Consider the following 23,263-nt stretch of genomic DNA (forward strand, 5'->3'; position numbering starts at 1 on the left):
ATTAATATTGTTATGCATTAATACCAAGGAGTCGCAATGGAAATCGCAGCTATCACAGGTGCTTTGTCAGGAATAAAAGCCGCATCAGATATTGCAAAAATAATCAAAGATAGTGGTGCTTCTTTAGAGGCTGCTGAGATGAAATTTCAATTAGCAGAATTAATCGATGCACTTGCTGATGCGAAAATTGAAATTGCAGATTTTAAAGAATTAATGTCAGATAAAGACAATGAAATAAGTGAGCTTAAAAAATCGCTACTTGTACAACAAAATATCACTTGGCAAGAGCCATATTACTTTAAAGTCGAAGGCGATAATAAAGACGGGCCCTTTTGTCAACGTTGCTATGATGTTGACACTCAATTAGTCAGGCTTCAATCTCCCCATAAAAATGGGTACTGGAACTGCACTCAGTGTGAAAACTCTTATCGTGATTCCACCTATAAAAGTCCAGCGCCAATTAGAGTTAGCCGCAAATAAATGCATAACAAGAGACTATGGCGTCAATAGCTAATTTGTAGTCTTCGGCGCTTCCCACATGACCCCGTCTCTGAGCATTGAATTTAAGATAACAACCATCTTTCTAATGCACGCAATAATAGCCACTTTCTTAGGCTTTCCTGCTGCGACTAATCGTTGATATGTTTCCTTAAATACGGGGTTACTTTGTATCGCTGACATCATCGCCATGTACAAAACGGTTCTGACTTGATGTCTGCCACCTTGGATTTTCCGCAACCCTTTATAGCGCCCACTTTCTCGATTCATGGGAGCCACACCGACTAACGCAGAGGCTTGTTTGTTGGTCATGTAACCTAACTCTGGCAGGTTACTGATGATGGAAGCGGAGGCTATTTTTCCTATTCCTTTCATGCTCTGTAAGATGCAATTCTTCGCTTGATAATCAGGACAAGATTCAATGAGCGCGACAATTTTATTCTCGATTTTGGTTATCTGATTCTTAAAGGCAGTGAGAATAGGTTTGATGGTCATGGCGAGTTCTTTTGGTAGAATTTGCAGGCGGTTTTTTTCCATTGTTTGCATGACGAGCAATTGATTTCGCCTTGCAACTAAATCACTCATAGCCTGCATAGTATCTGGTTTTAGTTGAGATAACTTAGGCTGAATAGCTTCACCATAATGAGCAATCAATTGAGCATCTAGTTTGTCTGTTTTAGCTCGCTGACCTATCGCCCCAGCAAAGCGTTTAATGTGAATGGGATTGGCGACAACGAAGGGTAAATTAGCATTTGCACACGCGATAATAAACGGCATTTCTAATCGGCCAGTTGCTTCAATGACGATACGCCCAGGCGAATGCTGTTGGATTTTTTTAATGGCTTCTTTGATACCCTTTTCATCGTTAGAAACAGTGAAATAAATATCGTGAGGGCGGATATAAATATCCAATTGAAACTTGCCCGTATCGACACCGACGTTAACGCTTTGATTTGTTTTTGGATTCATAATAAGCTAACTCTTGCTTGCATAATGCGGGTTGAGACCCAGTAGACTATTCGAGTGTTTTGCTTGGAGTCCTTTGTGGTGTTCTTTCTTGTTATCGGTCTCTCAACTGAGGAGCCATCGCTCAATCGAACTACCACAAAAGAAGGCTTTAGTTGCTGCTAAAGCTTGGGTCTCACTTTACCTCACCCCGATTAAAATCAGGATGATTTACCTGAGTTATTATCCATACAAGACCTTCAAACGGACAAAAAACAGTTTGCTGTTTTCACTTCGTTCAACATTTTAGCCAACAATTTTTTGCCCGTTATTAGGGCGCTGGGGGATCCCCTCATAGAATTGGTCTTCCTTCTTTGTGAACCCAGGTAATATATTGGGCGATAGCCCATGTCATTTGGGCTGAGTTCATCCTGTAATCTTTTGCCCTTTTCCTGACTTCTCTGCCTAGCCTAATGATAGATAACACGCGCCGATGACGGATGGTGTTAGCTTGAAATGCTCTTTCCCAATTTTGTTTTTGAGCAATGATACCGAGTAACCGTAATAGCCATTCTGCGAGCATCGCTATCAGCAGTAATATGTCGAATCGTTTGGTACAGCGACTGTTGCTGTGGCGCAGTCCCATTCCGTATTGAGGGCTTTTAATATCGCGGAAGGTTTCTTCTATTTGCATCCGTCTTGCGTAAAGAGAAACCAGCTGTTTTGAGTTAAGTTTATCGTTCTCGGGAAGGTTAGTGGCGAGTAGCCAAGGCTCTTTGCTACCGGCACGATAGCTTTGCTGGGCGGTGTGGTTTCGACCTGCCTTTGAAGAGCGGTTGTCCTTTCGATGTTTGGCCTTTGCTTTGTACAAATGCAGGTGTGCATGAAGCGGGCTTTTACGCCCTAATTGCCCACACCCAAGGTATTTGGCCCGAGAATTTGCACTGGGATAAAACGACTTATTACTTTGCCATGATGCTTGCCCATCACGCTTAAATCCCACATCACCGCGCACTCGGCCTAGCCAGAACCATCCATGCTTTTCGACTTCACGAAACCAAGGGTTACGATAGCCTGCATCGGTCACAATCAACGGGCAACAACCCGACGGCAGGATACTCGCCAACTCCCGTAAAAACGGATTATGACTAACAGGTGAATTGTATTCACCGAATGAAAATACGCGCTCATAAAGCGTGACAGAGCGCCCCTGAACACTGACCGATGCACGTAAGGTTAAATGCCTGAGCTGCTCACGCACATCAGACCAATCCACAAGGACAACCGGCATGGGGTTAGCACCGCAAAGCAAGCGAGCGTGCCAACGATAGATGTCGAGCCGTTCATTATGTAGGTTGTTATTACCAAGCAGCCTGTCGATGCGTTTAATGTTGTGTTTCGGGGCCACGGAGCCTGAGATATTGCGTCCTAATTCGGTCAACGATAGTTGCTGGCCATCTAGCAAAGATTGGGTGGCAACCATCAAAGCGGAAAGACGTTTGGCATGTAGATTAGGGCATTGTTTTTTAAGCAAATCGTGTAAGATATGAATATCACGCATGGTGTTGTTATCTAGTTGGTTTTTGGCGAAATTTATTAGATCAAATGGCGCTATGCGTGTCTATGTTATTGTTTCTGCTCATAATTATGAGGGGATTCGTTAGATTAGGGCGTTAGGTTGCTATGAAGAAATTTTTGATTCTTTTGGTCCCAGTAGTTTTTTTGTTGACCTATTGCCAAAAGAATATTGGAGGCGTCACAGCCTCTGAACTCGATAAAGACCTAAGTAACTTACTTCAGTCTGGAGACCCACTAGAAAAAATAAAAAGCTCACTCGATAAGCTCTACATTGGGTATCACTATGATAGTGACTTCGGACGATTTGAGGCGTCGCTTAAAGACAATAATTATAATTGCGTACGTTACTTTCTTTATGATTGTGCAGTATTAATATACGTCTATACAGACCATGAACGAAGATATACGGGGCATGAAGTTGAAGTTATCTACTCTGGGTTATAGCTCGCAACCTAACAAGAGACTATGGCGTCAATAGCTAATTTGTAGCCTTTGGCGCTTCCCACATGACCCCGTCTCTGAGCAATTACATAGACACCCATCTTCAATTACATAGACAATTACATAGACACCCATCTTTAGAATTACATAGACACCCATCTTTAGCCAATTACATAGACACCCATCTTTAGAATCGTATTAAAAAGCACACCTGCTCAGAATGGGGATATGCCTCTAAAGAAGCGTTTAGGTACTTGTCATCTGAACGATCAGGGATTCCTACTGGAATATTGCGCCTATAGGAAGGAAACGGCGTTTAAGGTCGATTTTTAGGCAAGGGGCTAAGCTACAAGCTGCGATGGGAATGGGTCCTTTAAGGTTGTTTCAAGCACGCTTTAATAATTCTCTCGCTTTGGCCATTCCTCGCAGCCGTTGATGATGGGTGTGGCGTTTAAATGCATTCATCATTTGCTCCGCACCTGCTGCGTAGCAGAAGTGTTTTTCGAACTCAGTGGTTAATGTTAACCACTGAGCAGCATCTAAGCCTAATCTTTGTAGAATAGGACTGTGGATATTATCGATATGACCGGCCTTATCATCTCGAATGAATCGGCCTGTCGTGTCTACCAATTCACAATAGTCTTTGAGTGAATATGCGATACCTTGAGGCATTTCTTCACGAGGATTTCCTACAAAGGGCATTAAAATGCACGGTTGTGATTGTTGATTCTTAGCGGCATGAATGCGCTTTTTGATACTGGTGTGCTTTGACGTTTCGGGTGTGTTTGCCATTTTTGCGCGAATGGGGTTTAAATCTACATAGGCCATACACGCCAGTACGGCACTTTCATCTAATAAGGCCTGAGATTTAAATCGCCCCTCCCAGAAACGGCCAGTGCAGCCATCCTCTTTATTGGCTTCACGAGCAATGTACTCATTTAAGTCACGCATAAACCAGCTTATGTCGTACAAACGTTGCCGATATGTTTCAACGGTCTCATCAAAGGTGATTAGCTCTCCTTGGCTCAGCGTATCGCCATTCATGAATTTTTGAGTCAGCAATGTGCCTCTGTGTAGCTTGTGGTAGCGTCTCAATACTTCATCGTTAGCCCAATGAGCAGCCATTGTTTTATCCACACATAGCACCACATGCGTGTGATTATTCATGACCGCATAGGCACAAATGTCTATGGCGAATACCGTAGATAAAAACAATAAACGCTCTTCTACCCAACCTCGGCGATGCTCGTAACTTTGCCCTGAATGCGCATCGACTCCGCACAAGAATGACTGGCGTACGCAGCGGGAAACACAATGGTAATAAGGCGTATCGATTAAACTAATTTGGCTTTTTCGAGGTTGAGGCATAACTCATCTACCTGACAAAAATGAGACACCAACCAAGTCTAGTTCAGCCCTGAAAATTGACCATTTTTACCACGGGTGTCTTGCTTCCTTTCTGAACACTGACCGATGCACGTAAGGTTAAATGCCTGAGCTGCTCACGCACATCAGACCAATCCACAAGGACAACGGGCATGGGGTTAGCACCGCAAAGCAAGCGAGCGTGCCAACGATAGATGTCGAGCCGTTCATTATGTAGGTTGTTATTACCAAGCAGCCTGTCGATGCGTTTAATGTTGTGTTTCGGGGCCACGGAGCCTGAGATATTGCGTCCTAATTCGGTCAACGATAGTTGCTGGCCATCTAGCAAAGATTGGGTGGCAACCATCAAAGCGGAAAGACGTTTGGCATGTAGATTAGGGCATTGTTTTTTAAGCAAATCGTGTAAGATATGAATATCACGCATGGTGTTGTTATCTAGTTGGTTTTTGGCGAAATCCTCTTTCTTGATAAAAGACATCAAATGGCGCTATGCGTGTCTATATTATTGTTTCTGCTCATAATTATGAGGGGATTCGTTAGTGTTGAGCGTTATGTACCAAGATAAAATGAAGGTATTTATTGTTACTTTAATGTTGGTAGTTCTTGGAGGCTGCGAAGCTAAGCTTGATAAGAAAGTTGGCTATGGAAAAGCTTTAGAACGAACAGTTGATAAGCAATGTTTCTTTAGTGTATTTGCTGAAGTTAAAGCTAAAACTAACTATGCACTAATGGTTTCCACCAGTGAAGAAAACGGAAAAATTAGTTATTACGAGTTAACTATTGACGGGCAAGCTGGTAACGATAGCTTGGAGGTTTTTACTCCAGCTTCATTCCAACTATCTAAAGGCTTTTTAAGCAAACTCCAAGAGCGGTGCACTAATTGAAAATGGTACATAACAAACACATTATGTTCATTCGCTCTGCTCATTGGGACGCATACTCGCTGGCTGGCGCTTCGCGCAATTATAGCCAGCAAGTCTGCGCCCCATATGTGAAGCGTTAGGTGCCAAAGTGTTCTCATGGCTTACAAGGAATTTTAGTTTATTAATCGGGGGCATCATCCTGTTGCCGCTAACCTTGTTTATATGCTTAATGTCTCTCGCTTTTGGAGCTGGTTTCACTAATGAGCCGGCAGTTTCTAGCATTAAGGTTGTCGCTATTGCAGCATCATATTTAGTAGTATTTGCATTGTCGGTTTGGCAATCAGTCCGTAGTTACAAAATTTATGGTCATTACGGCCACTGGGATTTGTTGCCAATCATTTACTTTTCGCTGGGTGTGTTAGCAATGCTTATTCAAGGTAGTATTTAGCATGTCACCTAACAAAAAAATCAAGTCACTCACTTCGTTCGCTGGGACGCATACACGGAATTACATAGACACCCATCTTTAGAATCTTATAAAAAGACTCTTGCTCAGAGGGGGAAATGCCGCAAAAAAGTGTGAAAACGCGGGGTACACTGTCTGGCTTGTTTTTCGGTGAGGTTGTCAGCCACTATGTTGTGGAATAACACAAACCGGTTACCTGTTTTGATTATCGAATTTGGCGTCTAATTCCTTACACTGGTGGGATGAATAAATCATAATAAAAATTGAAACTAAAATGGCGAACAATAAAACCCTCTTACATTTTTCAATAGCCGTGTGTTTAGCTTTATCAGGTTGTAACCGTGAACAAACACCTGAATCATCAAACTCTACCAGTGAAGCTAAAGGGGAGATGAATAACGCGGTGAATAACCGTACTTTGGACGTAAAAGCCTCTGCAGTAGACGAGCCTGAAGATGAGTGGGTGTCGCTCTTTAACGGTAAAGACTTGCAAGGCTGGTACACCTTTGTGAGTTACCAACCTGAAGACAGCAATTATCAAGATCCTGACAACTTGCCTGTTCGCGGTATCAACAATGACCCTAAAAATGTGTTCAGCGTGCATGATGGGATGCTACGTATTTCAGGAGAAGAATGGGGCGGTATCAGCACTATCAAAGAATACGAGAATTTTCATCTTAAATTTGACGTGAAATGGGGCGATAAGAAATGGCCCCCCAGAGAAAACTTACCCCGTGACAGCGGTGTATTGTATTTTGCGGTAGGAGAGGCTGGCGCATCGATGAATCACTGGATGCGTAGCCACGAAATGCAAATTCAAGTAGGCGATAGCGGTGATTATCACAGTCTTGATGGTGTTTTAATTGATACTCATTGCGGCGATGCAAATGACGGAGACTGGCATTTCTACCGCTACGATCCGGATATGCCACTGTGTAAAGACATCGCTAACCGTGTATTGAAGTTAGGCGAGTTTGAGAATCCGATCGGCCAGTGGGACTCCATGGAAGTTATTGCAGATGACACTATGGTTATTCATAAAATTAACGGCCACGAGGTGTTTCGTGGTTATCAGTCAAGGCAAGTGATTGATGGGGAACACGTGCCGCTCACAAAAGGAAGAATTGAATTTCAATCAGAGGGAGCAGAAGTCTTTTATCGTGATATTCGCATAAAGCAAAACCCTTAGGCTATTGCATCAAAGCAAGGTCGGCTGCGGTTAAAATCGCAAATTTAGCTTATCAATAAATACCGCTACGTTGATAGCTAAGCAGCATTATTTATCGTCGCTGAGCTTAAAGTTAACTAAGTTTCAGCGATTTGGCGCTCATCGATTTACGCTATTTCGATTGAATGCTCTAGTTGTCGGTTATGCAGTGTCAGCGTTTAGCTCAAAAGCGCGCATCCAGTCTTAACTCAGCGCCATCAGTGTCAAGCGCTGTGCCTCTTGCCTTAATCATCATCCTAATGCTAAGTCTCAACATTAATCTTGAACACTAAATACTTAACAAAACGCAGTGCTAATTTGCGCTGACATCACCTTCAAGCCAGTCGTCTGTTCTAAAGGGCACCGCAGGTAAGTTTTCATTATTTGTAAGGTTGGCAATAGGGTTATTGGCCCAGGCGTAACGCACTGCAACGGGCTTGTTAATCTCTGGGTGAGAAACGATGACTGTTGCGCCTTCAATGTGCGCAAGCGCCTTACGAAATACTTTGTTAGCGCCGGCAATAATAAAGCCTTTTAATGGGGTATTGTCAGTCGTTCTGAGTCCCTCGGCGTTGTTAAATTCAAGCTTAATTGCGCCTTGATTAGTATTTGAGCGCACAAAGTCGGGGCCACTTGTCACCAGGCTATGCCCGTATATCTTGAATGCGGCTTGGCGCCACAAACGCTCTGCGACTTGGCGTTTTTGCTTGGGGTGTAAATCGTCAGCACTGCCAACGTCTATTGACACCGCCATTGCGGTATTCGGTACTGATAAGGTTTGTCGCTGGGCATCTCGCAGGTAAGCCCATTTGCTATCAGGCTGCAATTCACTTGGTGGAAGATAAGCGGATATTTGTACGAAAAAGAATGGCAATTCAGGAGCTTGAGCTCGCTCACGCCAGTTAACGATTAAGTTGCTAAAAAGGGTGTGGTAATACTCGTGCTTGTTGATGTTGCTTTCACCTTGATACCAAATCACGCCTTGGGTGGTAAAAGGCAGTAATGGGTAGATCATCGCATTGTACACAAAGCCTGGGGTAAAGCTGTAATTGGTCACTTTAGGCATCGGAGCTTCGATGCTGTTATTGAACCGCCAGTGTGAAGAGAGGTCGATTTTTGAGCCGTCTATGTCTAAAAATATTTGCCCTTTTTTACCGACAATCACTCGATTATCCCAGTCGCTATTAACACGCAGCGTGATAATGTTTGTGCCTTGTCGCAACAATGCTGTGGGTATAGCGTGAACTGACTCATGGGTCTTCCAGTCTTCGCTCGCTAAGTGTTGGCCGTTAATAAAGATAAAAGCGTTCTGCACGATATCGCCGAAACTTAACGTGATGGGAGAGTTGGGTAGATTAGTCAACGTGAACTCTTTGCGTAGCCAAACGAAATGATGCAACGGCGTTTTGTTGGGCAATTCTATGTTTTGCCAATGGCTATCGTCATAATTTAATCCGTTAGCTTCTTGTCGCTTTGCCCCTTCGAGATCGTCTATCCGTTGCCATTTTTTTACGTTCTTCGCTTTGTTATCAGCAAGTATTTTGGGCCAGTTGTGCTGTGCTTTAACCTTTGCACTCTTTTCGGCATACCCTGGCGTGGCAGCGACAACGTCCAAATCAATCCAAGATTCAGCCGGTGTGCCGCCCCAATTGCTCTCGATAATGCCCACAGCAACATCTTCTTGCTGTTGTAGTTTTCGAGCAAAAAACCAGGCAACCGCAGAAAAATAACCAACGGTGTGGGGCGAAGCGACCTGCCAATGGCTATCAGGTAAGTGACGCTGTTTAGTGGCAGCAACTGTATCGGGTATATCGAAAAAGCGAATGAGAGGCCGATTTGCCGTAATGATTTCTTGTTGATTGCCAACAACATCTCCTTTTAACTTCCACTCCATGTTGGATTGTCCGCTGGCTATCCATACTTCGCCGTAATACACATCATGTAGGGTTTTTGATTCATCAGCCTCAACTGTTAGCGTAAAAGGCCCGGCTTTATCGTGCGCTGGCAACACGATTTCCCAATCACCATTGTGATCCGATTGGGTAAGGTAGTGTTGCCCCAATAAACTAACTGTGATTTTTTGGGCTGCAGGTGCTTCACCCCAAATTCGAACAGGTTTTTCTCGCTGCAATACCATATGGTCTGAGAATAACGGCGATATTGTCAATGCATTGACCTTGCTATTCATGCCTAGATAAAAAAGAAGTCCTAAAAGAATAAGGTGTCTCATTGCCGCTCCGTTATGACGTAAATAGACTCACTGTTAAACTTCTTGGTGTGATATTGCTGTTTTACGGCGAAATAGGCGCCGTTCATTTATGATATTTGCTTCTAATAATAAAGCGACTAGCGTTAAACCGATACTTACATGGCATGTTGATTAAGTGAGAGAAATTCATCTTCACTGAATTGACGTTTGAATGTGAATGCACTGGGCGATTCACTGTTATCGCGCAAAAGAGTAAGCTTGCTGATAGCTTCATCAAGGCTGGGCGTATGTCCTTGTGGGATCCACCACAACACATAGGTGTCTACGTCACTGTGTTGAAACCATTCTTTTTTACGGCGCATAAAATCTCTGTGATGTGTCTTAAACATAAAAGCCTTTAAGGCATCAATTGATTCCCACACTGACATATTCACAATCATGTTCGGATCATCAAAAGCATGGATGTGCGTGGCATCTCCGCTGTCATCTTGTAAGCGCCAAATAAAACCTGCGCTTGCCTCTGCTATGGCATTAATAGGCGCTAAATTATTCACAAAATCAGCCATTTCAGGTGCGTCAATTGGGTATAAAGTGGTGGCAATATTTAATTGGGCTAACGGCATCAGGGCTCCTAGTGAGTAATCGACGTCAAGTTTGTCAGTAACATCAGGTTTTGAGTTTTAAATTCTTGGGTTAGATAGGCTCAATGCCTGCACCTATGACAATCGCCCATTCATTCACATGCCAGTTTTTAACTAGTCCGTGGCGCACATAAGGGTCATTTTTTGCAAACTCTTCGGCGACGTTAGGTGAGGCACCTTCGAATACCAAGGCCGCGCCTAACGTAGGTTCGGTGAGTGCGCCGCCTAAACGCAGCTCACCCCGTTCGCAGGCTGCTTGGGCCAGCTTCAAGTGCTCATCTCGGTGCGCTTCACGCTTTTTTAGATAGTCAGGCTCAACATCGTACGTCAGCAGATAATACATCTCGTTCCCTATTCTTTTTATAAATTCGCAGTGTACATCTTAAAGTAGATTTCAACGTACACAGCATAGATATGAGAAATAGTAGCAAGGAAATAAAGCAGAGTGTGCAAACAGGTGTCAGTCATTATATAAATAAGGTTAATAGTGAAATGTGCAGATAAAACGTAGCTGCTGTTTACTGGCATTAAAGCGTCGTATGATGCTACCGAGTTGCGAAAAAAAAAGACCAGCTAGGCTGGTCTTGATTTCTTTAAGACTCTCTTTAGCGCTATCTTTAACACCGTAGGAATAGCGAGCAGATCGGTCGTGGACTATTTAGGAAGTTTAAAAGTCCAGACGCTGCCACCTTGGTTAAAGTGTTTAACGCGCTGTGCTACATCACCACCCCAAAGTGGAACGGCGCCCCCCCAGCCTGATAATACTGAAATGTACTGTTCTCCGTCCATTTCCCAGGTAACGGGTGAGCCAACTATGCCTGAGCCGGTATTGAACTTGTATTTTATTTCTCCCGTTTTAGCATCAAACGCGAGTAAATAACCTTCAGGGTTACCCATAAACACTAAGTTACCTGCGGTGGCTAAAACGCCTCCCCATAATGGCGCGTAGTTTTGGTAGCGCCACACTTCTTTGCCTGTTTTAGGGTCGATTGCTTTTAATACGCCTATATATCCCTCGTTGATGGGTTTAATAGTAAAACCAGCACCTAGGTAAGCAGCACCCTTTTTATAGGCGGTAGGTTCATTCCATATGTCCATTTCCCACTCGTTGGATGGTACATAAAACAATTCGGTGTCCTTGCTGTAGGCCATAGGCATCCAGTTTTTAGCACCCAAGAAAGCAGGTGCAGACACCACGGATGTGCCTTGCGTGCCGTCTTTTGACTCCGATGGATCGCCAGGGCGGTTGCTATCCACGAAGATAGGGCGCCCATTTTTGTCTAATCCGGAAGCCCATGTGATTTTATCAGCAAACGGGAAGCCTCGAATGTAATCACCGTTCTCACGATTCAATACATAGAAGAAGCCGTTTCTATCCGCAGAGCCTGCCGCTTTGATGGTTTTGCCATTGTCTTTGTAATCGAAAGAAATCAGTTCATTTACGCCATCAAAATCCCAACCATCGTGAGGAGTCGATTGAAAGTGCCACACTATTTTACCTGTGTCTGGGTCAATGGCTAAACGAGACGAAGAAAATAAATTGTCACCCGGGCGAAGGTGAGAGTTCCACGGGGCAGGGTTACCTGTGCCGAAGAAGAGTAAATCTACATCAGGATCATAAGTGCCGCCTAACCAAGGCGCAGCGCCACCGGATTTCCATAAATCGCCAGGCCACGTTTGGCCGGGCTTTCCACCCGATATGCCGTTCTCGGTTTTCTTTCCATCTTTCCATATGTAACCCATATGGCCTTCAACCGTAGGGCGCTCCCACACGAGTTGGCCATTGACTGCATCGTAAGCACGCACTTTACCGACTACGCCAAATTCACCGCCGGCTACACCAGTAATGATCTTGCCTTTAACGATAATGGGAGCTGCGGTGATAGAGTAACCGGCTTTATAATCTTCGACTTTTTTCTTCCAAACCACTTTACCTGTGTCTTTATTCAAAGCGACTAATTTGGCGTCTAACGTACCGAAAATAACGAGTTCACCATACAGGGCGACACCGCGATTGATCACATCGCAACAGGGCATAATACCGTCAGGCAAGCGGGCATCATATTGCCAAAGTTCGTCACCCGTGTTGGCGTCAATGGCATAAACCCGAGAATACGAACCCGTGACGTACATAACGCCATCTTTAATTAAAGGTTGTGACTCTTGCCCTCGCTGCTTTTCGCCACCTAATGAAAATGCCCAAACGGGACGTATTTCTTGCACCGTGTCGCCGTTAATTTTTGACAGGGGGCTGTAGCGTTGACCTTTAAGACCCATGCCATACGACACCACATCATCTGTGGTCGCTTGGTCATTTAAAATATCTTTGTCTGTAACGTTTGCGGATACCGCAGGGGACAGTGCAATGGATATGAGCACTGATAATGACAATACTGCTTTCATACCTTTATTGTTCATCGTTATTTCCTCATGAAATTTTAGTTTTTTGCGTGTTTGAATTCAGGGTCTAATTAAGGTCATTGCTGTCTATTTCATATCGTTAAAACGGAACCTTTATTAGGGTAGATGCATAGTATTCTGTGCGTTTAATTGGCTCTATGACTCAGGCGTAGGATATTTATTCATCACTTAGTAGGAGAGCTTAAGGCGTACGTTCAGGGAGAGTAATATTCAGGGATTTCATATGTAATCTGGTAATCCTCAAATATTTTTCTCATGCTGCCGTCTTTCGTCATTTGCTCAACAATATCGCCTATGGCATAACCCAACTGGCGATAATCCGCCTTGACGGCCATGCCGATGTCCCACTTTTGTTTGCCAATATTCGGGAAACCGTTTTGTGCCAAAGGATAGCGCTGGTTGTTTAAATGGCTTTGGTAGTAACTGATTTGACTGCGCATGCCCATCACAGCATCCACTTCTTTTGCTTGCATTGCTTGTATCGCCAAAGGGATGGTGACAAATTGCTTGCTTCTGTCGCGCATGCGGCCAGCAAAGGCTGACATCAAATAAAACTGAGGGATAGAATCGTTTTCAACGCCTATATCGTGGTATTGGAAAACCGCAATTGTTGGCACAGACTCAATCGCTGATTGATCAAACACTATCTGCCAAGATTCCACGTGGTAAGGCGCAAACATATGCACTTGGCCGTTCACCAATTCACCTATGTCATCGCGTTTCAAGCTGTATTTTTTATCGTAGGGGACCCGCAGCATTAGGTCTGCCACGGTGCGATCGAGGAAATGCCCCTTCCAGATATTATTTCGCAGGTCATCTTCTACGGACTCATCCGCAGTGGCCCATTTTAACTTGAGCTTTACGCCTAGTTGCTGGGCAATATGCTTGGCTATTTCCACATCAATGCCCAGATCTTGGCCATTTTGTTGAAACGAAAAAGGCACGAAATCGCGATAAACCGCTACCGTGATAAAGTCGGTTTGTATGATGTCATCGAAAGGGCGGGCCAGACTTGTTTGGCAGATAAACAGCGCGTAAGCCGCCCATATAACCCGATGTAAGGTTTTACTGGGTGTCACTGACAGACTCTAACCAGCTGCGAATGGCCCACAATGCTTCTTGATTGAGGTGTTCGGTCATCTTAGGCATGTAAACAGCACCGTTTCGGACAGCCCCATTTTGCACGCGATATACGTACCATTCGTCGCCATCGTAGTCAGGGGCTAGCATGCGTAAATCCGGTGCTATACCACCAGAGACACCGCCTAAGCCATGACACCGGGCACAGTTCTGATTGTAAGCTGATGAGCCAACTCGCAAAATCTCGTCCCGATCGTGACCTTCTACGTCACGGTACGGATTTGTGTCAGACCATTCTTCGCCTAACTCGGGTATGGTTGAGGTATCAACACTCTGCGGCGTCACAGAGCCATGTGCAGCCAAACCAAAAGAACAAGTCGTTATGGCTGCTATAAAAATGCTGCGGCTTAATGTATGTCTAATCATCACCGTTTATCCTCTTTGTATGTAACTGGTTAGTCATTTAATCAACGAGGGTTAGCTTACCCATCTACGGGGCATTCACACATTGCACTTTAGCTAGATTAAATCTCATCCTTTAGGATGATTTTTAACAAAGTTTCTCAGCGAAAACACACTTAACTCTTTAAATTCATGCGGTTAGCGGATGTGGCCTAGAATTTCCAACAGGGGTGTTCTTCTATATGCTGATGTTAAAAGTCGTTTTAGCATGAACTGTAGTGTGCAAAGTAATGTGAAATTTAGCGTAAGGAGAAGAGCGGACTATGAACACGCAAACAAGCCGTTTAAAGAAGCAGAAAATAAGCGTTATTAACCGTCTCACTTGGGTTTTGTCTACGGTTTGTATTTTGCTATGGAATGGCCATTCGGTCGCTAAAAATGTTCCCCTTAGCTATGAGGTGAATTATTTGAAGCTATTGAACGCGCCCGTGGCAACGTTCAGCAATATCAATGTGTTACCTGAAAACAGTGGTTTGCCTGGCGCGCAGTTAGCGGTGGCTGATGCTAACTCAACAGGTAAATTCATTGGTCAATCTTTCACATTATCTCAGTTTGAGTTGCACGCTCCTCAAGAAGTGCTCAAGCGTATTGATCAGCAGTTTAAAAAGGGTGTGTTTGTATTTCTTGTCAGTGCGGACAGCGGTGTGTTTGAAACCATAGACAAATGGGCGAAAAACAAACCTGTGCTGGTGTTTAATGTCAGTGAGCCGGCGGATGATATGCGCCACACCTTGTGTTTGTCATCTGTGTTACACACAGTCCCAAGTTACCGAATGAAGTCAGACGCATTGGCACAATGGCTTGTGGCAAAACGGTTATCTAAAATACTGTTGATCAAAGGCAAGGGAGTGGCCGATGAGCATATAGCATATGCGTTTTCTCTTGCAGCGAAACGTTTTGGATTAAACATTATCGAACAAAAAGTGTGGGACTTTAACACTGACTTGCGCCGCAGTACTCAGCAAGAAATTCCGCTATTTACCCAAACTTCGCGCCCCTATGATGTGGTCTTTGTCGCTGATGCTCACAAGGACTTCGCCGAATTCATTCCTTACAACACATATTTGCCAAGGCCAGTTATCGGTTCAGCAGGGCTAGAAGCACTGGCATGGCATCGAGTCATAGAGCAGTGGGGGGCGGCGCAATTGCAAAGTCGTTTTCGCAAAATGGCGGCAAGAGACATGAATGAATTAGATTTCAGTGCTTATTTGGCAGTGCGAAGTGTCGCTCAAGCGGCCCAGCAAACAGGTTCAGGTAAACCGGCAGAGTTGATTGATTATATTCATTCTGATGACTTTGAATTGGCTGCATATAAAGGGCGTAAGCTCAGCTTTCGTTCATGGAATGGTCAGTTAAGAATGCCTTTGGCGTTGGTGCAACCCAACGCTTTTGTGTCTGAATCGCCCCAAGCGGGCATGCTACATCCCACAAACGAACTTGATACCTTGGGTTTTGATGCACGCGAGATGCGCTGCGAATGAGCCGCCAATATCACCAGAGGTCACATATGAAAAAGAACGTTTTGAATATATCGCTAATGCTGGGGATGTTGCTTGGCTGCAATGTAATCACTTTGGTACACGCCCAAGAACTCGCTTACGTTTCCAATGAAAAGGACAACACGATTTCGGTCATCAATCTTGCACAGCACAAAGTGCTGCGAGAGTTTGACGTTGGTCAACGACCCAGAGGGTTGGTACAGAGCCATGATGGCACTATTGCTTATCTGTGTGCCAGTGATTCTGACAGTATTCAGATCATTGATTTAGTTAATGAAACCGTTATAGGAGACTTACCGTCAGGAGAAGACCCCGAAACCATTGCGCTGCATCCCAATGGCAAAATCATTTATACCTCGAACGAAGATGATGCCCTGCTCACGGTAATTGATATAGCATCGAGACAAGTGATTACACAAATCGATGTGGGTGTAGAGCCCGAGGGGCTAGCTGTCAGCCCCGACGGTAAACTGGTTGTGGTTACCTCGGAAACAACCAATATGGTGCACTGGATAGACACAGAAACCTACGAAAACATCGATAATTCATTAGTCGGCGCACGCCCCAGATCGGCAAAGTTTTCACAAGATGGCAAGCAGCTCTGGGTTAGCTCTGAAATTGGTGGCACCTTGAGCGTGTTTGACGTTAATACCCGTCAGGTTATTCATGAATTTACTTTCGCTATTTCAGGGGTGCATAGGGACAAAGTACAGCCAGTAGGGGTAGAGTTAAGCGGTGACGGAAAAACAGCATTCGTTGCACTTGGCCCAGCCAATCATGTGGCGGTCATTGATGTGCCTAGCATGAATATCGAAGAATATTTACTGGTAGGCAGACGGGTTTGGCAACTGGCGTTTAATCAAGACCAAAGCAAGCTGTTAACCACCAATGGTGTTAGCGGGGATGTGTCGGTAATCAATATTGCAAAGCGTAAGGTCACGCATTCTATCAAAGTAGGGCGTTACCCATGGGGCGTAGTTGTGCGTGGTGCGCAATGAACAAGCCATCAGACGCGAAGCTTAACCCGGTTGGGCAAAAAATTTCGAACAACAACCAACCCAGTCATAAAATAACCCACTCCAGTATCGAGGTGCGAAATTTGTCATACCGCTATGGCAAAAAGCGCGTGCTTGATTGCGTGAATTTAACCCTACCACAGGGTATCAATATTCTGCTTGGACCAAACGGTGCGGGTAAAAGTACCTTATTTTCTTTGCTTACCGGTTTAAAGTCTGCCCCGGGAGCTAACGCAAGCGCCAACAAACGCCTTGCTGACCATGAGGCCAATAGTGACATCAAAGTATGTGGTTTGAGCCTGCAAAGCGCCCGCAAGGACATCATGCGGTCAATGGGAGTGGTGTTTCAACAAAACACCTTGGACCTAGATTTAACCGTTCAACAAAACTTGTTGTACCACGCATCGCTGCACGGTATTTCGTCGGCGAATGCTCTGAGTAATATTGGTGACATACTGTTGGGGTTATCCCTCAATGACAAGCTGGCTGTGAAAGTCAGAGCCTTGAATGGGGGCCATCGCCGGCGGGTAGAAATAGCCCGAGCCCTGTTACATCAGCCTAAGGTACTATTACTTGATGAACCTACCGTAGGGCTTGATATAGAGAGCCGCGCGCTGATCATCAAATACGTGCGCACCTTAACCCAGCGACAAGGCCTTTGTGTGTTGTGGGCGACGCATCTGATGGATGAAGTCAGTGCACAAGACAGCTTGGTTGTGCTTAATAGTGGGCAAGTTAAAGCGCAAGGGGTTACCCGAGATTTATGTGCCCAATTCGATGTCGATGATGTGCCTCAGCTTTACCGTACGTTAACCGCCAGCATGGAGGCACTATGAACCTTGCAACGTACTTATACTGCATGAAGGGCATTGTTAAGCGAGAGGTATTGCGCTTCTTACAACAAAGGACCCGCTTATTGAGCGTATTGGTGCGACCATTGCTGTGGCTGGTTGTGTTTGCGGCTGGGTTTCGATCTGCGCTGGGGATCTCAATAATGGAACCCTACAGTACCTACATCACCTATCAGCAATATATTACGCCCGGGCTTGGCGGCATGATCATCTTGTTTCATTGCATGCAAAGCTCGTTGTCTATGGTGTATGACCGAGAGATGGGCAGTATGAAAGTCTTACTTATGAGCCCAATGCCTCGGCCCTTTTTGCTTTTTAGTAAACTCGTGGCCGGTGCTATTTTGTCGACCTTTCAAGTGCTTATATTTTTGTTCATCACTCGATTAGTGGGAGTCGATATTGAATTTACCGGATACCTATATGCTGTACCTGCTATTTTCTTGATATCGTTTTTTCTCAGCGCGCTGGGATTAATGCTCGCGAATCTTATTACTCAGCTAGAGAACTTTGCAGGCGTGATGAACTTTGTCATTTTTCCGATGTTTTTCTTGTCCAGTGCACTGTATCCCTTATGGAAAATGCAAGAAGCAAGCGCCGTGTTGTTTTGGATCTGCCAGTTTAACCCCTTTACGCACTGTGTCGAGTTATTGCGATTTGCGCTGTACGGGCAAGTTAATGAACTTGCTTTTACCGTGGTTTTTAGCAGCGCCTTGGTGACTTGCGTTATAGCCCTAGTGACGTTTCGAGGTCGTGGATAATGTCTCCCTGCTTTACAAGCAGTAATGTGCGCTGACTTTGGCAGGAATGGCCTCCTACTTTAGAAGGAGGCTTAAGAATGAATTTTAGTTAACGTTATGAATTATATGGATTGTTTTGGTTTTTTCTTTTCTTGGCGTAAGTTGTAGCAAAGGCATCTATCCGTTAATTTCCTTGTTGAAGTGTTAACTAACGCAATGGAATTGATGATGAGATATGTAGTCGCAGTCGGTGTAATGTTAAGTTTTGAGGGCATGGCAAGTGAAATCGCCAGTCTTGAAACAATCAGTGTGTTTGGCCAAAATCCTCTTTTTAGTGAACACAACACCACCAGTATCATTGGCAGTATACAAACCATTAGCACAGAGGAGCTAGCGCAAAGCAATGCGCTCTCGCTGTCGCAACACATGAAAAATCGCTTAAACAGTGTGCATATCAACGATGTACAGAACAATCCTTTTCAACCTGACGTGCAGTACCGCGGATTTACCGCGTCGCCTTTGCTTGGGTTACCACAAGGTATTTCTTTATACCTCAACGGTATTCGATTTAACGAACCATTTGGCGATACCGTCAACTGGGATCTTATTCCTTTTGCTGCCCTTGATAGCGTCGCGTTGTACTCGGGCTCGAACCCTAGTTTTGGGCAAAATACCTTAGGCGGTGCATTAGACATGCGGGTCAAAAATGGTTTCACCTTCGTGCGTAATGAACTGGACCTACAAATAGCCAGCTTCGGTCAACGCCAAGCGACGGTGCAAAGCGGCGGAAACAATGGCCGTTGGGGCTATTATGTGGCGATTAACCGTTTGAGCGAAGACGGCTGGCGAGACTTTTCAAGCAGTGATTTGAAACAGGTGCTAGGCACACTAACCTACCAAGGGGATATTCATCACCTTGAGTTATTCGCCGCGGCTAATGACAACGCCCTGACCGGCAATGGTGCTGTGCCCGAGGGATTACAAGTCGCCCAGGGGTACGACGCCATTTACACCTACCCGGATAAAACCGAAAACGATCACCGCATGTTTGCGCTTAGTAGTGAGTCAGCGTTAGGCAACGGTTTTACAATGCAAGCAAACAGCTATTACAGACGCAACAATATTGACACCACTAACGGTGATGACAGCGACTACGAAGAATGTGAGTTTAATAATGTTGTTACCTTGTGTGAGGAAGAAGATGACGAGGTAGAGCGGGTTGAGTTTGTGGGTCATGCCCCAGAGGTAAGCTTCAGTGACATTTCTGATGTGGACGCTGACGATATAGACGGCACGTTGAACCAAAGCGCTACTGAAAACAAAAGTTATGGCGTAGCTTTGCAGCTTATGCACAGTAAAAAAACTCAGCACGCAGAGCATGAGTGGGTCATTGGTGGCGGAATTGATCAAGCTGATATCGATTTTATCAGTGATACCGAGTTTGGTATTTTGCATAACAGCACACCAGAGGATGACCGTTCAGTATCACCCACAGGATTTTTTGATAGTGAGTCTCAAGTGAGACTAGGGGTAAAAACTTATGAACACTACCTCTACTCAGGTTACTCAGTGCGCTTTGATGAGCGCTGGTTACTCAGTGTCTCTGGGCGCTATAACGACAGTAAAATATCGATGCATGACAGGATAGATGTTGGTGAGGGCTCGTTAAACGGCGAGCACCATTTCAATCGTTTCAACCCAGCGTTAGGCGTTCAGTATTCTGTTTCTCAAAAATGGGATATATCACTGAGTTACAGCGAGTCGTCACGTATGCCAAGCCCAGCAGAGCTAAGTTGTGCCGATGAAGATGACCCGTGTAAATTACCCAATGGTTTTGTGGCCGATCCGCCATTGAATAAAGTCGTTGCGAAAACCATTGAGGCGTCAGTTGATTATCACACTGATGCTAATACGCTAACGGCCACTTTATATCGCACCAAAAGCGTGGATGACATTATTTTTCAACAAGCGGGTGTGACGCAGTCAGAGGGCTACTTTATCAATGTTGATAAAACCAATCGGCAAGGGGCAGAACTGTCTTTCTTGCATCAGCGAGAAAACCTTAGCTTTGGTGCCAATTACAGCTACTTAGACGCTACTTTCGAATCAGAATTTGTCACATTTAGTCCGAATAATCCCTTAGGAGGAGGTCGACAAGTGGAAGCTGGAGACACGATCCCTGGCCAGCCTCAGCATCAAGTGAAAATGCACACCGATTGGGCACTGAACGAAGCACTGAGTGTAGGCGCCGAGTGGTTGTTCTCATCGTCATCGTATTACCGCGGGGATGAAGCAAATGAGAATAAAAAAATATCGTCTTACGCGATTGCCAATGTGTATGCCAAGTATCAAGTAAGTGAGTCTGTGCAGCTTTCAGCGCGGATCGATAACGCCTTTGACCGCCAATACCATACCTTTGGTACCTATGGTGAGCCAGACGAGGTGTTAGAGGATGTATACCCTGAAATTGATGAGGCTTTTTTTGTTGGCCCAGGCAGTCCAAGACGAGTAACGGCCAATGTGCAGGTACAGTTTTAATGACTAAGCATGCTGACATTCATCGAAAATGCCGTCTTTCTGCCTTAATTGACGAGAGTAGTCATACTAAAGGAGGAAAGAATAAAAACCAGGTGAGCAATAGCATAAAACATACATTATCGAATACTTTGAGAACTGTGATGTTTCGAGAGTCAGTTAAAAAAAGAATCCCCGTTTTTCAGCTTTCCATGCTGGCTGTTACCAGCTTGGTTGCAGCGAGTATCGCCGAAGCCAAAGCTGCCGAGGCAAATACTGCCAAAGCCAATATGTTCAAAGAGGACCGGTCTGAGTCACAGGTTACAACGACTGATATATCTGATGTCATTGTTGTGACAGGCACGCGTCAAGCGGAAAACCTATTAACACTGACTGGTAATTTGGCGCGCATCAATCGCCAAGATATTCAAACGGTAAGCTCGGTTTATCCAAGCGATCTACTTAATCGCGCGAGTGGAGTGTATGTACAAGCCAATAATGGCATGGAGTCTTTGCCTTCTTTGCGCTCTCCCGTACTGACCGGACCGGGTGCAGGGGGGGCTTTTTTAATTTTAGAAGATGGCATTGCAACACGTGCAGCAGGTTTTGCAAATAACAACGGCTTATCAGAGCTTAACTTAGCACAAGCACAAGAAGTGGATATCGTACGTGGCCCAGCGAGCGCGATTTATGGGTCAAATGCGGTTCACGGTGTGGTGAATGTGATTAATCAAGCGGTACGTGACGGCGGGGACGTATCTTTGTTACTTGGGCCAAACGAGCACTATCAAGTGCAAGGTACTCTGGGCAATGATTTTGGTGCACACGGCTTAAGCATTAATACGCAATTAATAGACAATGGCGGCTACCAAGACGACAGTGATTTCACGTCAGCCAAAGTGGGGCTGCGTCATGAATACCGTGATGATCTCAACGCGATAACGACCAGTGTTGCGGGCTTCGTACTTGACCAAAATACCGCGGGTTTTATTGCCTCTGGCGACAATGGGGAAGGTTGCTTTGAATCTACTTACGCAGATGACCGCTTGTTTAAAGACACCCAAGCAATGGAAAAAAACTGCGAAGACGACGCCTACCGAAAATGGTCATCAATGCGTGTTGCGAGTAAGTGGCAACGTACTTTGTCTGATGACAGATATTTTGTGCTTACGCCTTACGTTCGAACGAATGATATGGAGTTTCGCCAGCATTACTTACCCTCTGAAGCGATAGAAGAAAATAGCCACTCCAGTTTTGGATTGACCAGTAGTTATCATTGGCAATTTGACCCGCGCCTCGCCCTTGTTATGGGGGCTGATGCAGAGTGGACTTCAGGCGAGCTCACTGAAACCCAACAAAAGGCCAGTACCTTTAGCTTTGGTAAAGCGCGCCAGCAAGGTGTGCATTACGACTATGAGGTTGATGTGTTGACGTTAGCTCCTTATGTTCAAGCCGACTGGCAATACAGTCACGCGTTGCGAATGTCTGCCAGTGTGCGTTTTGATAGTACCCATTACGATTACAAGAACAGGCTTGCTGATGGAACCACACAGGCTGACGGCAGCCCATGTGTTAATGGTAACAATGAGCCTGTGGCATGTTTGTATCAACGCCCGGCTGACAGCAAAGATGATTTCGATAACGTCAGCAGCAAGATAGGGTTTAATTATTTGATGAACGAGAGCGTCGCGCTTTTTGCTGATTGGTCTCAGGGATTCAGAGCACCGCAGACGACCGACTTGTACCGAATTCAAAACCAGCAAGTAGCAGGACAAATTGAATCAGAAGAAATTCGGAGCCAAGAGGTTGGGGTAAGAGGCTTAGCACTTGATATGAACTTTGAGCTGGTGGCTTTTTATATGACTAAAGATCACTTCTTCTTCAGAGATGATGATGGCCTGAATGTAACTGATGCTGAAACGTCTCACAAAGGCGTGGAAGTGGGGCTTGATTATCCAATACTTAGTAACGTATCTATTGCGGTTAATTACACCTACGCGATTCACCAATACGAATCAGAACATGCCAATAGCGGTGTACTGAAAGGGAACGACATTGATACGGCTCCACGTCAGTTGGGCAATGTGCGTCTCGCTTGGCAGCCCACTGAAGACTCATCGTTGGAGCTCGAATGGGCGCACGTGGGTAGTTACTACCTAGATCCATCGAATGAACATGAATACCAAGGGCACAATTTGTTGCAACTTCGTGGTCAATTTTCGCTGACTGATAAAGTGCGTCTTTTGGCGCGACTAGAGAATGTACTAGACGAGCGATATGCCAGTCGCGCAGATTATGCGTTTGGCTCTTATCGCTACTTTGGAGGCCAACCCAGAGCGATTCATTTGGGCATTGAAGCAAGATTTTAATGCTTGAATTACATGTCAGCTATTAAAAAGCGGGTACAGATTTAAACAAGTCTAGTCAGCAATTGGGGCGATTAAGCGTA

Annotated in this window: 18 protein-coding genes and 1 pseudogene; 9 read left to right on the forward strand and 10 right to left on the reverse strand. The window is 45.0% G+C overall.

Features of this window, described 5'->3' with window-relative positions:
• Nucleotides 1-36: 36 nt before the first annotated feature.
• Nucleotides 37-480 carry a hypothetical protein gene (locus PATL_RS09410; protein ID WP_011574663.1) on the forward strand — a complete coding sequence of 148 codons (444 nt, stop codon included), beginning with the start codon at nucleotides 37-39 and terminating at the stop codon, nucleotides 478-480.
• Between the two features lie 30 nt (nucleotides 481-510).
• Here PATL_RS09410 and PATL_RS09415 read toward each other — a convergent pair whose 3' ends face one another.
• The 4 genes and pseudogenes from PATL_RS09415 to PATL_RS09435 form a co-directional block, all read right to left on the reverse strand.
• Nucleotides 511-1,467 (reverse strand): IS110-like element IS492 family transposase, encoded by a 957-nt coding sequence (locus PATL_RS09415; protein ID WP_011573729.1) that lies wholly within the window; start codon nucleotides 1,465-1,467, stop codon nucleotides 511-513.
• 328 nt (nucleotides 1,468-1,795) lie between these two features.
• Entirely contained in the window at nucleotides 1,796-3,004 is a 1,209-nt protein-coding gene (locus PATL_RS09420) for an IS4-like element ISPat1 family transposase (protein WP_011574664.1), read from the reverse strand.
• An 842-nt stretch (nucleotides 3,005-3,846) separates the two neighbouring features.
• Nucleotides 3,847-4,830: a hypothetical protein gene (locus tag PATL_RS09430; RefSeq protein ID WP_011574666.1), complete on the reverse strand. Its 984-nt coding sequence runs from the start codon at nucleotides 4,828-4,830 to the stop codon at nucleotides 3,847-3,849.
• A 91-nt stretch (nucleotides 4,831-4,921) separates the two neighbouring features.
• Nucleotides 4,922-5,272 (reverse strand): annotated as a pseudogene (locus PATL_RS09435) (IS4 family transposase); the annotation flags it as partial.
• A 127-nt stretch (nucleotides 5,273-5,399) separates the two neighbouring features.
• Between PATL_RS09435 and PATL_RS09440 the strand changes: the two are divergent.
• Nucleotides 5,400-5,732 (forward strand): hypothetical protein, encoded by a 333-nt coding sequence (locus tag PATL_RS09440; RefSeq protein ID WP_041713621.1) that lies wholly within the window; start codon nucleotides 5,400-5,402, stop codon nucleotides 5,730-5,732.
• 719 nt (nucleotides 5,733-6,451) lie between these two features.
• Nucleotides 6,452-7,366: a 3-keto-disaccharide hydrolase gene (locus tag PATL_RS09450; protein ID WP_011574669.1), complete on the forward strand. Its 915-nt coding sequence runs from the start codon at nucleotides 6,452-6,454 to the stop codon at nucleotides 7,364-7,366.
• 331 nt (nucleotides 7,367-7,697) lie between these two features.
• Here PATL_RS09450 and PATL_RS09455 read toward each other — a convergent pair whose 3' ends face one another.
• From PATL_RS09455 to pedF, 6 genes are all read right to left on the reverse strand, one after another.
• A complete protein-coding gene (locus PATL_RS09455) occupies nucleotides 7,698-9,614 on the reverse strand; it encodes a sialate O-acetylesterase (RefSeq protein ID WP_011574670.1) in 1,917 nt (638 codons plus the stop codon).
• 134 nt (nucleotides 9,615-9,748) lie between these two features.
• On the reverse strand, nucleotides 9,749-10,216 hold the full coding sequence (locus PATL_RS09460; RefSeq protein ID WP_011574671.1) for a DUF3291 domain-containing protein: 468 nt from the start codon (nucleotides 10,214-10,216) through the stop codon (nucleotides 9,749-9,751).
• A 70-nt stretch (nucleotides 10,217-10,286) separates the two neighbouring features.
• Nucleotides 10,287-10,577 carry a YciI-like protein gene (locus PATL_RS09465; RefSeq protein ID WP_011574672.1) on the reverse strand — a complete coding sequence of 97 codons (291 nt, stop codon included), beginning with the start codon at nucleotides 10,575-10,577 and terminating at the stop codon, nucleotides 10,287-10,289.
• A gap of 311 nt (nucleotides 10,578-10,888) precedes the next feature.
• Nucleotides 10,889-12,652 (reverse strand): PQQ-dependent methanol/ethanol family dehydrogenase, encoded by a 1,764-nt coding sequence (locus PATL_RS09470; RefSeq protein WP_011574673.1) that lies wholly within the window; start codon nucleotides 12,650-12,652, stop codon nucleotides 10,889-10,891.
• A 197-nt stretch (nucleotides 12,653-12,849) separates the two neighbouring features.
• Nucleotides 12,850-13,734 (reverse strand): substrate-binding periplasmic protein, encoded by an 885-nt coding sequence (locus tag PATL_RS09475; RefSeq protein WP_011574674.1) that lies wholly within the window; start codon nucleotides 13,732-13,734, stop codon nucleotides 12,850-12,852.
• Nucleotides 13,721-14,161, reverse strand: a complete 441-nt coding sequence (gene pedF, locus PATL_RS09480) for a cytochrome c-550 PedF (protein ID WP_011574675.1) — start codon at nucleotides 14,159-14,161, stop codon at nucleotides 13,721-13,723. Before pedF ends, PATL_RS09475 begins: the two co-directional genes overlap by 14 nt.
• 299 nt (nucleotides 14,162-14,460) lie before the next feature.
• On the opposite strand from pedF, the gene PATL_RS09485 reads away from it, so the two are divergent.
• The 6 genes from PATL_RS09485 (at nucleotide 14,461) to PATL_RS09510 (ending at nucleotide 23,183) form a co-directional block, all read left to right on the forward strand.
• Nucleotides 14,461-15,678 (forward strand): ABC transporter substrate-binding protein, encoded by a 1,218-nt coding sequence (locus tag PATL_RS09485; RefSeq protein ID WP_011574676.1) that lies wholly within the window; start codon nucleotides 14,461-14,463, stop codon nucleotides 15,676-15,678.
• Between the two features lie 26 nt (nucleotides 15,679-15,704).
• Nucleotides 15,705-16,694, forward strand: a complete 990-nt coding sequence (locus PATL_RS09490; protein ID WP_011574677.1) for a YVTN family beta-propeller repeat protein — start codon at nucleotides 15,705-15,707, stop codon at nucleotides 16,692-16,694.
• Entirely contained in the window at nucleotides 16,691-17,548 is an 858-nt protein-coding gene (locus PATL_RS09495; protein ID WP_011574678.1) for an ABC transporter ATP-binding protein, read from the forward strand. Before PATL_RS09490 ends, PATL_RS09495 begins: the two co-directional genes overlap by 4 nt.
• On the forward strand, nucleotides 17,545-18,321 hold the full coding sequence (locus tag PATL_RS09500) for an ABC transporter permease (RefSeq protein WP_011574679.1): 777 nt from the start codon (nucleotides 17,545-17,547) through the stop codon (nucleotides 18,319-18,321). Before PATL_RS09495 ends, PATL_RS09500 begins: the two co-directional genes overlap by 4 nt.
• Before the next feature lie 204 nt (nucleotides 18,322-18,525).
• Nucleotides 18,526-20,838 carry a TonB-dependent receptor gene (locus PATL_RS09505; protein ID WP_232283314.1) on the forward strand — a complete coding sequence of 771 codons (2,313 nt, stop codon included), beginning with the start codon at nucleotides 18,526-18,528 and terminating at the stop codon, nucleotides 20,836-20,838.
• A 140-nt stretch (nucleotides 20,839-20,978) separates the two neighbouring features.
• The gene (locus PATL_RS09510; protein ID WP_041714373.1) at nucleotides 20,979-23,183 is read left to right on the forward strand and encodes a TonB-dependent receptor; all 2,205 of its coding nucleotides are present in this window, start codon (nucleotides 20,979-20,981) and stop codon (nucleotides 23,181-23,183) included.
• Nucleotides 23,184-23,263 lie beyond the last annotated feature (80 nt).

It is taken from the genome of Paraglaciecola sp. T6c (genome assembly GCF_000014225.1).
In the GTDB taxonomy this organism is placed as follows: Bacteria; Pseudomonadota; Gammaproteobacteria; order Enterobacterales; family Alteromonadaceae; genus Paraglaciecola; species Paraglaciecola atlantica_A.

Excerpts from the sequence above, each read along its gene's own strand:
- PATL_RS09410 (WP_011574663.1), top strand. The coding sequence starts at position 37 with ATGGAAATCGCAGCTATCACAGGTGCTTTGTCAGGAATAAAAGCCGCA.
- PATL_RS09415 (WP_011573729.1), bottom strand. The coding sequence starts at position 1,467 with ATGAATCCAAAAACAAATCAAAGCGTTAACGTCGGTGTCGATACGGGC.
- PATL_RS09420 (WP_011574664.1), bottom strand. The coding sequence starts at position 3,004 with ATGCGTGATATTCATATCTTACACGATTTGCTTAAAAAACAATGCCCT.
- PATL_RS09430 (WP_011574666.1), bottom strand. The coding sequence starts at position 4,830 with ATGCCTCAACCTCGAAAAAGCCAAATTAGTTTAATCGATACGCCTTAT.
- PATL_RS09440 (WP_041713621.1), top strand. The coding sequence starts at position 5,400 with ATGTACCAAGATAAAATGAAGGTATTTATTGTTACTTTAATGTTGGTA.
- PATL_RS09450 (WP_011574669.1), top strand. The coding sequence starts at position 6,452 with ATGGCGAACAATAAAACCCTCTTACATTTTTCAATAGCCGTGTGTTTA.
- PATL_RS09455 (WP_011574670.1), bottom strand. The coding sequence starts at position 9,614 with ATGAGACACCTTATTCTTTTAGGACTTCTTTTTTATCTAGGCATGAAT.
- PATL_RS09460 (WP_011574671.1), bottom strand. The coding sequence starts at position 10,216 with ATGCCGTTAGCCCAATTAAATATTGCCACCACTTTATACCCAATTGAC.
- PATL_RS09465 (WP_011574672.1), bottom strand. The coding sequence starts at position 10,577 with ATGTATTATCTGCTGACGTACGATGTTGAGCCTGACTATCTAAAAAAG.
- PATL_RS09470 (WP_011574673.1), bottom strand. The coding sequence starts at position 12,652 with ATGAACAATAAAGGTATGAAAGCAGTATTGTCATTATCAGTGCTCATA.
- pedF (WP_011574675.1), bottom strand. The coding sequence starts at position 14,161 with ATGATTAGACATACATTAAGCCGCAGCATTTTTATAGCAGCCATAACG.
- PATL_RS09485 (WP_011574676.1), top strand. The coding sequence starts at position 14,461 with ATGAACACGCAAACAAGCCGTTTAAAGAAGCAGAAAATAAGCGTTATT.
- PATL_RS09490 (WP_011574677.1), top strand. The coding sequence starts at position 15,705 with ATGAAAAAGAACGTTTTGAATATATCGCTAATGCTGGGGATGTTGCTT.
- PATL_RS09495 (WP_011574678.1), top strand. The coding sequence starts at position 16,691 with ATGAACAAGCCATCAGACGCGAAGCTTAACCCGGTTGGGCAAAAAATT.
- PATL_RS09500 (WP_011574679.1), top strand. The coding sequence starts at position 17,545 with ATGAACCTTGCAACGTACTTATACTGCATGAAGGGCATTGTTAAGCGA.
- PATL_RS09505 (WP_232283314.1), top strand. The coding sequence starts at position 18,526 with ATGATGAGATATGTAGTCGCAGTCGGTGTAATGTTAAGTTTTGAGGGC.
- PATL_RS09510 (WP_041714373.1), top strand. The coding sequence starts at position 20,979 with ATGTTTCGAGAGTCAGTTAAAAAAAGAATCCCCGTTTTTCAGCTTTCC.